Source organism: Synergistaceae bacterium (assembly GCA_012521675.1).
Lineage (GTDB): Bacteria > Synergistota > Synergistia > Synergistales > Aminobacteriaceae > JAAYLU01.
On sequence record JAAYLU010000035.1, the window covers coordinates 1 to 13,479 of the forward strand.

At 67.3% G+C, this 13,479-nt stretch carries 11 protein-coding genes; all 11 read right to left on the reverse strand.

Annotated elements, in window-relative coordinates:
- The coding region (locus tag GX181_03930) for a nucleoside-diphosphate sugar epimerase (GenBank protein ID NLM71097.1) at window positions 1-1,195 on the reverse strand (1,195 nt) is incomplete at its 3' end.
- 17 nt (window positions 1,196-1,212) lie between these two features.
- Window positions 1,213-1,962: a 3-deoxy-manno-octulosonate cytidylyltransferase gene (gene kdsB / locus GX181_03935; protein NLM71098.1), complete on the reverse strand. Its 750-nt coding sequence runs from the start codon at window positions 1,960-1,962 to the stop codon at window positions 1,213-1,215.
- The gene (locus tag GX181_03940) at window positions 1,959-3,197 is read right to left on the reverse strand and encodes a hypothetical protein (protein NLM71099.1); all 1,239 of its coding nucleotides are present in this window, start codon (window positions 3,195-3,197) and stop codon (window positions 1,959-1,961) included. Before GX181_03940 ends, kdsB begins: the two co-directional genes overlap by 4 nt.
- On the reverse strand, window positions 3,194-4,333 hold the full coding sequence (locus GX181_03945; protein NLM71100.1) for a 3-deoxy-D-manno-octulosonic acid transferase: 1,140 nt from the start codon (window positions 4,331-4,333) through the stop codon (window positions 3,194-3,196). Before GX181_03945 ends, GX181_03940 begins: the two co-directional genes overlap by 4 nt.
- 127 nt (window positions 4,334-4,460) lie before the next feature.
- Window positions 4,461-5,507 (reverse strand): KpsF/GutQ family sugar-phosphate isomerase, encoded by a 1,047-nt coding sequence (locus GX181_03950; protein ID NLM71101.1) that lies wholly within the window; start codon window positions 5,505-5,507, stop codon window positions 4,461-4,463.
- On the reverse strand, window positions 5,504-6,406 hold the full coding sequence (kdsA, locus tag GX181_03955; GenBank protein ID NLM71102.1) for a 3-deoxy-8-phosphooctulonate synthase: 903 nt from the start codon (window positions 6,404-6,406) through the stop codon (window positions 5,504-5,506). Before kdsA ends, GX181_03950 begins: the two co-directional genes overlap by 4 nt.
- 32 nt (window positions 6,407-6,438) lie before the next feature.
- Entirely contained in the window at window positions 6,439-8,805 is a 2,367-nt protein-coding gene (gene lpxK / locus GX181_03960; GenBank protein ID NLM71103.1) for a tetraacyldisaccharide 4'-kinase, read from the reverse strand.
- Window positions 8,802-10,553, reverse strand: a complete 1,752-nt coding sequence (locus GX181_03965) for an ABC transporter ATP-binding protein (GenBank protein NLM71104.1) — start codon at window positions 10,551-10,553, stop codon at window positions 8,802-8,804. The genes lpxK and GX181_03965 overlap by 4 nt, the downstream gene beginning before the upstream one ends.
- A complete protein-coding gene (locus GX181_03970; GenBank protein ID NLM71105.1) occupies window positions 10,550-11,665 on the reverse strand; it encodes a cdisaccharide synthetase in 1,116 nt (371 codons plus the stop codon). The genes GX181_03965 and GX181_03970 overlap by 4 nt, the downstream gene beginning before the upstream one ends.
- Window positions 11,662-12,789, reverse strand: a complete 1,128-nt coding sequence (locus GX181_03975; protein ID NLM71106.1) for a lipid-A-disaccharide synthase — start codon at window positions 12,787-12,789, stop codon at window positions 11,662-11,664. Before GX181_03975 ends, GX181_03970 begins: the two co-directional genes overlap by 4 nt.
- A partial coding sequence (locus GX181_03980) for an LpxI family protein (protein NLM71107.1) occupies window positions 12,786-13,479 on the reverse strand: 694 nt, incomplete at its 5' end. The genes GX181_03980 and GX181_03975, both read right to left, overlap by 4 nt.

Sequence of the window (13,479 nt, forward strand, 5' to 3'; positions counted from 1 at the left end):
CCCACCTCTCCAAAATCCACTCCGCCGCCCTGCGGGCCTCGTTAAGGGCGGGGCCGTCGGCGTGGGGGGATGAACCCTCGTCCATCGGCCTTCTCAGCGCTCGGCCGCTCATCTCGTTCAGCAGGCCGCGCCTCTTCAGCAGGTCGAACAGCGCGTCGAAGCGCGGCTTGCCCCAGAGGAGCCTCCCCGGAAGCAAGCCCCTGCGCGCCAGCCACGCGGTCGCGTCCTGCAGGACGGTGCGCGCTCCGCCCCTTCTGCCCGCCCTCATCAGGAAGACCTCCCTGCCCGCGGTGATCGCCTCCGACACCATCGAGACGGAGTCGTCCGTCACGAACAGTCGCGAGCAGAGGCCGAGCATTCCCGGCACTGGGTTGAATTCGTCCTTGGAGGCTATCAGCAGCATCCGCACGGAGGAGTACAGGGGGACCAGCAGCTCCAGCACCTCGCAGGCCGCAGCCGACGTCCGCCTGGATGTCGTGATGTACAGGTCGATCCCCATGCTCTCCGCCGCCGCAAGTACGGGAGGCAGGTTGAACGATACCCACTCGGCCGAGATCTCGTAGTTGACGTCGTCACCGCCTATCATCAGTCCCCACGTGCCCTTCGAGCCCTCGAATGGCGGATATAGCTCCGCCAGCTCCCACCCGCGCCTCTCGAGCTCGTCGGGGAAGATGGCGTTGGGCGCCCCCAACGTGGTCAGGACGTTCAGCTCGGGGCGAGGGTGATCGTGCCAGGGGACCACGGCGAAGTCGAACGACGAGGGAGGGATGGCCGACGGGGTCATCAGGACGCACGACCTCCCTCGGACTATCCTGGATAAGGCGAGAGCGAAGGGCGCGGCCGAGCTTCCCGCCGCCACGAACAGGGCGCCGTCCCCGGAAAGCCCGCGCGAGGCCAGCTCCCTCCTCGCGGTCTCGAAGAGAGGAGCGCCGCCCGTCTCGTCCAGCCACGCAAGCAGGTCCAGCGACTTCATCGCGGGCAGCCTGCGCCCCTTGATCTTCAGCAGCTCCACCCGCCTTTTGCCCTCGATCGCGGGGACGTCCATCTCCACGACGTCGGCCCCCGTAAAGCGCGACAGCCACCCGGAAAGACCGCGGCTCTGCGAAATATGACCGCGGATCAGGTCGCTCATTATGAAGATCAACGACGGTCCGGAGAGCGCCGTGTCTCGTCTTGTGATGCGCTCGGTCGGCATCGGCCCCGCTCGTCCGCTCAGGGGGTGTTGAATCCCGCCCCGCGGATGATGCGGCGCACCTCCTCTAGGTCCTCGGGCGTGTCCACGCTGGGGCCAAGCTTCGCGCCGCAGGTGACTCCGACCTTCATGTTGTAGCCGTGCTCCAGTATCTTGAGCTGCTCCAGCGATTCTGCGCGCGACAGAGGCGTGGGCGGCAGGGAGACGAAGCGGTAGAGGAAATCCCTTCTGAACGAGTATATGCCTATGTGCTCGTACACGGGAGGCGCTCCCTCGGACACTCGGACGAAGGGGATGAGGCTGCGGCTGAAGTAAAGGGCGAAGCCCCGCAGGTCGCGCACGACCTTCACCGCAGAGGGGTCGTCCAGCAGCGCTTGGTTGGAGAGGGGCGAACACAGGGTCGCCGACAGCGCCGTCTCGTCCTCGACGAGAAGGTTCGCCGCCTCTTCAACCATGACGGGATCGAGAAGCGGCTCGTCCCCCTGGATGTTCAGCACTATGTCGCAATCGAACGGCCGGACTGCCTCCGCGACGCGGCTGGTGCCGTCCGGGTGGTCGGGCGAGGTGAGAACCGCCTCTCCGCCGAAGCCCCTTACGGCCTCCATTATCCGCTCGTCGTCCGTCGCGACCACCAGCCTGTCCAGCACGCCGGACTCGCTCGCCCTCTCGTAGACCCTCTGGACGAGCGTCTTGCCGCAGACGTCGGCCAGCGGCTTGGCCGGAAGCCGGGTGGACGCGTATCTCGCAGGGATGACCCCAAGTATCCTCATGCCTTTTCTCCTTCCTGAGCGGGCGCTGCCGAGAGGCGAACTGCACGTGCGCGGGCGTGCATCCTCTCCCTGTCGAGAGGCTCTATCTCCTTCACGATCCAGTCGCGCATGGCCTTCCCCTCGGGAGTCTGCTGGGCGTAGCTCATGAAATCCAGCTTGCGTCCGAGCGCCTTGGCCACCCTCCACGCCATCACCGGCCAGGCCTGCCCTATGTCGCCTATCACGGGGATGGCGTCCTCGAGGCGGGCGAACGCGGACATCTCCATCCTGAAGGGGATCTTCGAGAGCTTCGTCTTCGGCAACCCCTTGTCTATCGCCTGCTGGACCAGCGAGCTCTCCAGCTCCAGGTCCCTCGCCCTGCGCAGATTCTCGTCGAGGTCGATGCGCACCAATGTCTTCCCGCGAAGGGAGAAGACCGGCAGCCCCTTCCACCAGGACCAGATGCCGTGCCCCGTGTAGCACTCGAACGGGCCGTCGTGTATCTCCTGCGTCAGGGCGACGGCGGACTCGATGATCACGTCCGCGGAGGCCAGCATCGCCGCTATGCGCGCCGACCTCTCGAAGATCGAGATGCTGTCCCCTATCGCCATGCCGACATGCCCGCTGCCGACCATCTGCGGGATGCTCACCAGCACCGGCAGCCCCAGCTCGGCCCCGGCGCCGATCATGGTGCGCCTGTCCGCACCCCATCCCGCCACGGTCTCGAAGGGCAGCCCCAGCGCCCTGGCGAGAACCAGGATTTCGTCGCCCAGATTCTCGGTGCGCAGTCCCATCGGGTAGGCCATGTTGCCCGCGGCCTTGATAACCAGCCGCCCCTCGGCCCTCTCCCCCCTGGCCATCAGCTCCTCGTCCAGCACCATCTCGCCTCTCAGCCTCCGAAGCCCCGCCTCGTCCAGCTGAGTGAACTCAAAGGCCCCGCCGCGCGGGATGTACCTCTCGTCGAAGCCAAGCTCGGACGCTTTGCAGATCTTCACCAGGTCGAGCGCCCCGGCCATCTCGTGCCCCACCACCGCAGAGCTGGTGGTCACACCGTCGATTATGCCCTTGTGCATCAGCTCCGCGATCAGGGTCGTGACCCCCTCGTGGATGTTGGGGCCACTCCCGGTGGCCACCACGACCGTGCCGCCGCGCCTCTTGACCTCGATCACCCTCTCGGTCGCCGCATCCAGCGCTGCCCTCGACCGTTCGTCGAGTCCGTCGTAGAAGTCGTTCAACAGAGCCTCGTTGACCTTCATCTTCCCATCACCCCGATTATCTCCTCCGCGGACCGTCTGGCGGCGCCCCCCGCCGCGCGGAAGAACCTGGCCGCTCCTTCCCTCGCCTCGTCCCGGAAATCCGGCCTCAGGCTCGCCTCCCAGTGGTCGGCGATGTCGCCCGCGCACTCGACCGATCTCGCAACACGCAGCTCGCCCAGACCGAACGCCGCCTCGGTGAAGTCCCTCATGAAGGGGCCGTGGCACAGGGGCGTCCCGAACGCCGCGGGCTCCATGATGTTCTGCCCTCCCCTGTCCACGAGGCTGCCGCCGATGAAGGCGGCGTCCGCGACCGAGTACAGGTCGAAGAGCACGCCTATCCTGTCCACGACTATTATATCGCCGATCCTCGGCGCCGGGGACGACAGGAGGAGGGACTCCGCGCAGGCGTTCGCCAGCTCAAGCACTCCCCCTGCTCGCTCCGGGTGCCTGGGGGCGAGCACCAGCCTGGCATCCGGCAGAGAGCGGCGCACGATGTTGAAAGCCTCCAGCGCGGCCTCCTCCTCCCCCTCGTGGGTGCTGCCGGCAAGGAAGAGAGGCCTGCCGTCGCGTCCCTCTCCGGGTCCGAAGAGCATGTCGCGAGCCCTCTCCTGGTCGACGCAGCGGCGGCGCATAAGAAGCGCGTCCACCTTGCAGTCACCCGTGACGACTATCCTGCCCCCCTCGACCCCGAGAGCGAGGAGAACGTCCCGGTCGGACTCAGACCGCACCATCAGGCGGCTGAAGCAGCCGTACACCTCGCCCCAGAAAGCCGAACGACGGGCCTTCGCCGACCGGTCGGAGATCCTGCCGTTCACCAGGAAGGCGGGGATCCCCCTGCGCGCCAGTGCGAAGAGCATGTTGGGCCATATCTCCGTCTCCATGACGGCGTAGGCGGAGGGACGAACCGCGTCGAGCGAACGAGAGACCACCTTCGGCACGTCCCACGGGTAGTAGATGTGCCGGTCGAACAGCTCGCGCGCCAGTCCGAGGGCCATCTCCCTTCCGGTGCGCGTCGTGGTGGAGAGCAGCACGGAGGGCGCGTTTTCCTCAAGGGCGCGCAGCTCCGCCATCAGCGGCCATGCCGACTGGGCCTCCCCGACCGACACGGCGTGAATCCACAGCGAGTCGCGGGGCATGGGGCCCTCGTACAGCCCCCTGCGTTCGTTCAGCCCCTCCCGGTACCTGCGCGACAGCCACGGGTAGAGAACCGGGTAGGCGGCGGACGTCAGGGCACCGTACAGAGAGGCGGCGACGGAGCGCAGATCAGGCCACCCCCGCCTGGAGCAGCTCGTGCAGGTGCACCATTCCCACCGGCCGGCCTTCGTCGGCGACTATTATCGCCGAGATCTCCCTCTGCTCCATCACCCGCACCGCCTCGACAGCGAGCTTGTCCGGGTGTATCTCCGACGGGTTTCTCGTCATCACAGTGCCGACCGGCAGGGAGAGGCACTCCACGCCGCGCGCGCCTATAAGCCGCCTGAGGTCGCCGTCCGTGAAGATGCCGGCTATCAGTCCCTCTCCGTCGACTATCACGGTAGCGCCGTAACCCTTGCTGGTCATCTCGAACAGTGCGTCGCTGACAGCCACGTCCTCCGTCACCACCGGCAGCTTGGCCCCGGCCCCCATCACGTCTCGCACCCTGGTCAGAAGCCTGCGCCCGAGCGCTCCGCCCGGGTGAAAGAGGGCGAAATCCTCGGCCCTGAGCCCGCGCAGAAGCGTGACCATCCCGGCCAGAGCATCGCCCAGCGCCAGCTGAAGGGTGGTGCTGCACAGGGGCGCCAGGTTCAGCGCGCCCTCGCTCCCCTCGCCGTTCGGAGCGCACGCCCCCGCCTCCGATCGCACGGACGAGTCGAGCACCACGTCGGCGTTCCTCGCCAGGGGCGAGTCCAGCCCCCCGGTGACGGCGATTATCGGCGCGCCGAGTCGCTTGAAGTGCGGCAACAGCGACACCACCTCGGCGGTGGTCCCGCTGTTGCTGATGAAGAGTGCCGCGTCGTCCCGCGTGACCATCCCCAGGTCGCCGTGAGCCCCCTCTGCCGCGTGAAGGAAGAAGGAGGGAGTTCCCAGAGATGCGAGGGTGGCCGCGATCTTTCGCCCGATGATGCCGGACTTCCCCATGCCGACCGTCACCAGCCTGCCCGAGCAGGAGAATACGATCCGGGCCGCCTCCGCCAGCTCCGGGCCGATTCGTTTGGCCGCCCTGTCCAGCTCCGCCGCCTCGGCCGCCAGTATCGACCTCCCGGCCTCCAGCAGCTCGCGGTCTGTCAGGTCGTTCCCCTCTCTCTCCCAGGGGAGGCTGAGAACGGTCATCTCGCCCCTCCCTCCTCGGCCCATTCGAGCGAGGAGTACCCGAGCCGGGAGGCGACGAGGTCGTGCAGCTCCACCAACTGCTCCAGCAGGAAGCGCATCCTGTGCAGGGGGACGAGGTTCGGCCCGTCGCTCAGCGCCCTCTCGGGGAAGGGGTGAGTCTCCAGGAATACCGCGTCCACCCCGGAGGCCACCGCGCTTCTGGCAAGCGACTGCACCAGCCGCCTGTCCCCTCCGGATGCCCCGCCCGCCGCGCCGGGGGCCTGCACGCTGTGCGTCGCGTCGAAGACCACGGGGCAGCCGAGCGACCTCATTATCGGCAGGGAGGTCATGTCCACCACAAGCCGCCCGTAGCCCATGAAGGTCCCCCTCTCGCAGAGCATCAGCCCGGAGGCACCGCCGGAGCGGCACTTTTCCACCACGTGCCTCATATCGTCCGGCGAGAGGAACTGCGCCTTCTTGACGTTCAACGGCCTTCCGGTCGCGGACGCGGCGAGCAGCAGGTCGGTCTGGCGGCATAGAAACGCCGGAATCTGCAACACGTCCACCGCCTCGGCGGCGGGTTCCGCCTGCCACGACTCGTGAATGTCCGTCAGCACCGGAACGCCAGCCTCATCCCTGATCCGCGCCAGCTGCTCCAGCCCCTCCTCCAGCCCCGGGCCGCGAAAGCTGGATAGGGACGTCCGGTTGGCCTTGTCGAAGGATGCCTTGAAGATGTAGTTTATGCCCAGCTCGCGGCAGATGCCGCGTACCGTCCCGGCGATCTCCAGCCCCAGCTCCCGGCTCTCGAGCGAGCAGGGCCCCGCGATCAGCGCGAGCCTTCCCTCTCCTATTGAAAAGTCCCACCTGCACTCGGGGGAGTCGTCCCTTATACGGACGGCCTCCGGTGCGCACGACGACATCACGCCGCATCATCTCCTGACTTTCTGATAGTTCACTTCCACCGGGCCGCCAGAGTGTCGTACAGCCTTACTCTCAGACCCCACCCCATGCGGGTCGCGGCGTAGTCGGCCACCCTGTCCAGCGCGCCGGGCCCTCCCAGCCGCGAGACCCCCTCCTCCGACATCCGCCTGCGCAGTTCGTCGTCCCCGATGATCTCGACCGCCGCGTCCGCGAGCGCCTGAGGGTCCTGCGGCACCAGTATCTCCGAGTCGCCCAGCAGCTTCTTCTGCACGAACTTGCCCTTCTCCTCTATGGAGACCACCGGCACGCCCATCCCGGCGCACACCTGGTTGGCCGTGCCGCCGAGGCCTATCAGCACGTGAGCCCTGCCCGCCACCGCCGGCAGCGGCCCGAAGAAGAAGCTTATCTCGCAGCCGTTCTTGCTCACCCTGAGTCCGTTCGTGTCGGAGCCGCGAACCGGCATCCAGGCCGTGCCGTCGGCCGAGCGGGCCTCCTCGCAAGCCTGCAGCAGCCTGTCCGTGTCAAGGGTCGGCGCGACCACCATCATGTACGACGCGCCTCCGGTCGTAAGCAGGGCCTCCTGCACCCTCTCCACCGCCCTCAGAAGCAGGCGTAGGTCGTCGTAGGCCCTGCGCCTGCTGCCGGGCAACAGCAGTATGCGGGGCAGATCGTCCGCCCCCCACGGGACCGGCTCGATAGTATTATCACACGTTATGTCCATTATCGGGTTGCCGTCGAAGCGCGCCTGCGCCCCCGACCTCCGCAGCTCCTCGGCCGTGTCGCGGTCGCGGGTCCAGGCCATGCGGCTCCGGTGCTTCAGTATGAAGCGCTCCAGCCTCCAGTGCCCGCTCAGGTAGACGGTCTTGGCGGTCGCCACCAGCACCGGCAGCTGCCCCTGCCCCCAGAGGGTGTGCAGCAGCAGGTAGACGTCCCCCACGCACAGAGGGGTCCTGATGCGCCCCCGCAGCTTCCTCCAGGCGCCCATCTGCATGGCGATCGACTTCAGCAGCCCGGCTCGCAGATCCCTCCACAGGTCCACCAGCCGGTACTTGATCACCCCGTCGCTGGGCGAGTCCGAAGGGGTCGAGTCTATCGGGATGCCCTCCTTGCTGTAGTGCTCCCCCCTGCCGACTATTGGGAAGGCGGAGACCAGCGCGGACGGGAATCTCTCGGAGAGCTTCCTCGCCAGCAGCACCCCCATCGAGTCCTCCCCGTAGCCGTTGGACGCGACGACCATCCTCGGGCGAAGCGAATCGAGCAGGCAGGACCTGAAGCGCTCCTCGTCGTCCAGCACGGTCGATATGAAGGGCACCAGGATGTCCCGCGAGGCGTTCCAGTCGTGAGGCATATTGTAGACGTCCTTCTCCGTGCAGATCATGCAGGGGGCGCCGCACTCCGCCATCGAGGCCTCCAGGGCCCTCATGTCCTCGACCCGGTAGCGGTAGTGATCCTTGAACCGGTGCTCCCTGAGTATCTCCACCCCCTCGGCCAGCAGGGACCTGCGGAAGCTCTCCGGGCTGCCTATGGCCGAGAAGATCAGGGCCGATTCCGGACGACCGGAGGCCGTACCCCGCCAGCCGCCGTTCCACAGCCGCCACTCGTGCAGCGAGATTCGGGAGAAGAAGAGCCTATCCCTCGGGACGTGCCTCGTCAGCTCGTCCACCAATTTCTCAAGGCTCTCCGCCGAGACCTGCTCGGACTTGGTGATCACGACCGCGGACGCACGGGAGAGCACGTCCGGCGACTCCCTCAGGATGCCGGCCGGGACGATCCACCCGTTGCCGAAGGGGCAGCATGCGTCCACAAGCACAATGTCCGCGTCCCGCCCCATTCGCCTGTGCTGAAAGGCGTCGTCCGCGACTATCAGCTCTATATCCCTCTCGGAGAGCACGTCCACATCCCTGAGCCGGTCCTTGGAGACAGCCACCGGGACGCCGGGAAGCCTCGAAGCCAGCAGGAGGGGCTCGTCGCCGACCAGGTCGCGCAGCCGGTCCGGGCTTTCGCCCTCCATCGAGTCGGCCGTGATGACGACCGGGTCGACCGTCCGTCCTCCGTACCCCCTGCTGATTATGCCGGGCGAGACCCCCGCCGACTGGAGGATGCGGCAGAGCATCTCGACGAACGGGGTCTTGTTGGTGCCGCCGAGGGTTATGTTGCCGACGCTCACCACCGGGATGGGCGGCTCCTCCGAGCGGGCGAGCCCGTGGTCGAACGCGAAGTTCCTGGCAGCTACGACGAACCTCGCTATCAGCCCGAACGGATATACCAGAGCCCAGGGGGAGAAGCGCGTCTCGCCGCGCGCGAAAGAGAGGTAGCTGCCGAGCGCGGAGCGCACCGGGGTGCGCAGCCTGCCAAACCCCTGCGACCGATCTCTGGTCCCCTCGCCCGGCGTCCTCATGAGCCCGCCTCCCTCCCGTAGGTGTACAACCTGCGGTAGAGCCCGCCCAGGGACAGCAGCTCCCCGTGCGTCCCCTGCTCGACTATCCGCCCCTCGTCGAGCACCACGATCCTGTCCGCGCCCATGACGGTAGAGAGTCTGTGGGCTATCACCAGCGACGTTCGCCCGGCCATAGCCTTGTTCATAGCCTCCTGCACCTGGCGCTCCACCTCCGAGTCCAGCGACGATGTGGCCTCGTCCAGGATCAGTATCCGCGGGTTCCTGACCACCGCCCTGGCTATCGCTATCCTCTGCCTCTGCCCGCCGCTGAGGGTCACTCCCCTCTCGCCGACCTCGGTGTCGTACCCGTCCGGGAGCGACTCGATGAAGGGCCGTATCCCCGCGATCTCCGCCGCCCTCTCTATCTCCGCAAGCGAGAGGCCGGGCAGTCCGTAGGAGATGTTGAATCCTATCGTGCCCTTCAGCAGTATCGACTCCTGGTGCACTATGCCTATCTGCCTGCGCAGCTCGGCCAGGTCGAGCGTCCGCACGTCGTGCCCGTCGATCATCACGGCGCCCTCGTCCGGGTCGTAGAAGCGGGGCAGCAGGTCCGCGAGCGTTGACTTGCCGGAGCCGGTAGGGCCCACTATCGCGACCCTTTCGCCGGGGCGGACGTCCAGCTCTATGCCGCTGAGCACCTCGCTGCCCGCGACGTAGGAGAACGACACGCCGCTGAAGGTCACTCGCCCCTCCACTCGTCCGAGCTTTGCGGGCGACTCGGGGGAGGCTATGTCCACGGACGAGTCGAGCACGCCGAAGATTCTGTCGGCCGCGGCCAGCCCCATCTGCAGCGAGCCGGTGACCGACGTCAGCACCCTTATCGGCTGCACGAGGAATCCCAGGTAGCCGAGGAAGGCTATCAGCTCGCCGGGCGTCAGCTCCCCGCTCACGACCTTCCTGCCGCCGAGCCAGAGGATCAGCGCCAGCGCCGCTATGAGCACGACCTCAATTATCCCCGCGAGGGCGGACTGGACCTGTACTCCGTGCATCACCGCGCGGAAGTTGTCCCGGTTGCTGCTCTCGAACCGCGACAGCTCGAGGTCCTCCGTGGCGAAGGAGCGGACCACCCGTATCGCGCTGAAGGCCTCCTGCACCACCGCGGAGAGGGAGGCCAGCTCTCTCTGTATCTCGTGCCCGACCCTGCGAAGTTTCTTGCCCGCGCGATCGAGGATCAGCACGGTGAGGGGGAGAACCGCGAAGGCCACCAGCGACAGCCTCCAGTTGATGTACAGCAGGAAGGCCACCATACCGACGAAGGTGACGGCCTGCACCACCAGGTTGACCAGCACGGACGTGACGAGGTTCTGTAGGATGGAGACGTCGTTGGTCACTCTCGACATCAGCTCGCCTAGGCGCTTTCCGTAGAGGTACTTCAGCGACATGCGCTGAAGGTGGTCGTAAAGTTTTATCCGCAGGTCCATGACCACCCTCTGCCCAGTCCAGTTCATCAGGTACTGGTGGCCGTAAGAGGCCAGCCCCTTGCCGACGAATAGAGCCACCAGCAGAAAGGGCAGGGTGTTGAGCATGGCGAGGTCCCTGGCTATCAGCACGTCGTCCACCACGTTCTTGAGCAGCCACGGAGGCACTATGTTGCACGCCGACGCGAGGAACATGCAGGCGAGAGCGGCCAGGAGCCTGCGCATGTAGGGCTTCGCACAGGAGAGCAGTCTCAGGTAGGGCGGTTTGGCAGTGTGTGTCTTGTCCGTCATGTCGAGAGGGCCCCCTCTATTTGATTCGCCATGCGGGCCGCAGCGCCGCTCGGGGCCGACGCGGAGATCCGCGACAGCTCCTCCCGTGCGCGGGCCATTCGCGCTTCGTCGTGAAGGTGCTCGGCGACCCGAAGCGCTATGTCCTCCGGCGTTATGTCGCCTGATATCTCGTCCACCACCGGGCGACCGGCGAGGCGATTAGGCCACGCTGTGAAGCCGAGCCTTTTCCCCTTCGCCCTCAGGGCCGCCTCCTTGAGCAGCAGGCCGGCGACCGGCAGGCGCGACACCAGTCCCGCAAGGCCGGAGAGGGGCGCGTGGCGCAGCGACGAGAAGGGAATGGCCACAAGGAAGGGTATCGAGAGGTGAGTCAGCTCCAGCGTGTTGGTCCCCGGCTGTGTCACAGCGAAGTCGACTCCGTCAAGAGAGCCGGACTCGCCCCCTCGCACCGGGGCCAGGCCCTCGACGTTCGGTTCGTCCCCCGAGAAGGGCGAGAGAACCATGCGTGCATCGAGCGAAGGGATCAGCTCTTTGAGAGACGCCGCCGTCCTCTCCATCAGAGGGACTGCGTACTTGAAGATCTCCCTCCTGCTGCCGGGGAAGAAGGCAACGGTCGGTCCGCCCGCTCCCTCGCGCCTCGACGGGCGAGCCAGGCCCTCGGCCGCCAGGTCGCCGACCAGAACGGGCGCGGCCCCGTGCCGTTCTATCGACTCCGCCATAGCGGGGAAGGCTGTGTAGACCGCCGCGCACCGGCTCAAGCCACGCTTGGCCCCGTAGGTGTAGCAGAAGAGGGGCGCTCGGCTCGACCGGGCCAGCATCCTACCCCACATAAGGTCGCCCCCGAGCTGTATCACCGCGTCGGGCGGCTCGCCCTTCCCCCGCCTCGACAGGGCAAGCGCTGTGGACAAAGCGGACTCCGGGCCGGATACGTCCGACAGGCGCAAGGACGAGGCGACCGAGGCCTCCTCGCCGGAGGCGAACTGGCACGGGAGAATCCTAAGAGAGACGTCCCACCCTCGCCCGGTCAGCTCCGCCGCGAGGGGGCGCACCCAACCCCACAGCTCCCCCGGGCCGTTCGCGAGCAGCACGACGCGTCGCGCGCCTGGGCGAGTCATCGTCCCGTCCCCTCCGCACCGGCCGGCGACAGCACTTCCCTCGCCCAGAAGTCCAATGCGCGGCCCTTGCCCATCCTCGCGCGGGCGGCGGCGAGCCCGTCGTGGACTTGATCGCGCCGCGAACCGTCCTTCAGATAGCTCGTAATCTCGCGAAAGGCCCTCTCCCCCGTGGCGTCCCATTGAAGAAGCTCCGGGTAGACGTTCCGCCCCGCCAGGATATTGGGGATGGAGACGTTTTTCGTCCTGCCGAGCAGCTTCCAGGCAAGCCACGTGAGGATCCCGGTCCTGTACATCACGACCATGAACCGGTCGAGCATCATCGCCTCGACAGCCACCGTGCCGCTGGCCCCCGCAGCCGCGGCACACAACCCCAGCAGCTCCCTCGCACCCCCCTCGAAGAGCTCGAAGCCGCGAAGCTCGCCCCTCATCCACTCCTTCGCCGCCTCGGACATCCCCGGGGCGATTGAGAATACCGGCACAAGCCCCTCCGCCCGAAACATCAGCGCGCATTCGCGGAGTGCCGGGAGCAGCGCCCTCGCCTCCGAACCGCGGCTGCCGGGCAGCAGAGCTATCCTGTCGCCCGACGGGGGCGCGGGGTTGGCCGGGAAGTCGTCGACCAGCGGGTGACCGAGCCAGGCCGACGAGACCCCCCTCTCGACGAGATGGTCGTGCTCGAATCCGAACAACGGAAGGCAGAGGTCCACGTCGCGAATCAGAGCCTTGACCCTTTCGCCCCTCCACGCCCACACGGTCGGCGGCACGGCGTACACGGCCCTGCCCCGCCACCCGCGGGAGCGAAGCATCGAGAGCAGGGGGAGGTGAAAGTCCGGGCTGTCTACCAGGACTACCGTCTCGAAGCCGCCTTTCGTGACGAAATCGGCCAGCTCCCTCCGCAGGCGCAGCAGCCGTGGAATCGCATGCAGCACCTCGCCGACACCCATCAGGTGCAGCTCGCTCGCGTCTCGGACAGACTCGATTCCCGCGGCTGCTCCCCTCTCGCCGACCATTCCGGAGAGAGGCCCGTCGTACCCCGCCGCCCGCAGCGAACGGGCCAGCGAGGCGGCGTACATGTCGCCCGAGACCTCTCCGCAGCCGATGAAGATCCCGCCCGGGGCTCGGTTCAAGCGTCGCCGCCCCCGAGCAGAGGAGCCGACCCTCGTATTCCCAGCACGGAGATCCCGAGCGGCCCTGCCAGCTCCACGAACCTGTCGGCGTTGATCATCAGGGTCCTTCCAGCCTCGATGGCGAGGCAGATCAGCCCCGCGCTCTTCATATTTCTGAGGGTATCGACCCCGACGACCGGCACGTCGAAGCGCACGTCCTGGTCGGGGCGCATCATCTTCACCAGGGTTCCGCTGACGCCCCTCTCCGCCAGCAGCTCGCCCGCCCTGCGGATCATCTCGTCCGTGCCCTCCATCGCCTCGACCGCGACGACGGCCCCGCGAGCGACCACCACCCCCTGCCCGAACGAGAGGGGCAGAGTCACGGAGAGCACCCTGCGCCCCAGTTCCACGTCCGCCAGCTCCTCCTCCGTTGGCGCCCTCCCCGCTATCTCCCCCCCGGGCGCCAGGGAGTCACCAAGGAGCGCCGCGTAGGGCAGCACCCTCAGCCCCGCAGCCTCGAAGGCCGCGACTATCCTCCCCAGCAGGCCGTGGTCGTCGTTCTCCGCCCCCTCGATCAGCCTCCTCGTCTCCGGGTCGTCGACAGGCCCGTAGATCAAACTCTTAGGGATCATCCCCGCCATCACCACGGCGTTGGCCCCCCTCCTGGCCATGTCCTCCACGGTCGCGCGAAGGTTCAGCCCGTCGGGCAGA

Excerpts from the sequence above, each read along its gene's own strand:
- GX181_03950 (NLM71101.1), bottom strand. The coding sequence starts at position 5,507 with ATGACCGTTCTCAGCCTCCCCTGGGAGAGAGAGGGGAACGACCTGACA.
- GX181_03945 (NLM71100.1), bottom strand. The coding sequence starts at position 4,333 with ATGCCCCGCGACTCGCTGTGGATTCACGCCGTGTCGGTCGGGGAGGCC.
- GX181_03965 (NLM71104.1), bottom strand. The coding sequence starts at position 10,553 with ATGACGGACAAGACACACACTGCCAAACCGCCCTACCTGAGACTGCTC.
- GX181_03970 (NLM71105.1), bottom strand. The coding sequence starts at position 11,665 with ATGACTCGCCCAGGCGCGCGACGCGTCGTGCTGCTCGCGAACGGCCCG.
- kdsA (NLM71102.1), bottom strand. The coding sequence starts at position 6,406 with ATGTCGTCGTGCGCACCGGAGGCCGTCCGTATAAGGGACGACTCCCCC.
- lpxK (NLM71103.1), bottom strand. The coding sequence starts at position 8,805 with ATGAGGACGCCGGGCGAGGGGACCAGAGATCGGTCGCAGGGGTTTGGC.
- GX181_03940 (NLM71099.1), bottom strand. The coding sequence starts at position 3,197 with ATGAAGGTCAACGAGGCTCTGTTGAACGACTTCTACGACGGACTCGAC.
- kdsB (NLM71098.1), bottom strand. The coding sequence starts at position 1,962 with ATGAGGATACTTGGGGTCATCCCTGCGAGATACGCGTCCACCCGGCTT.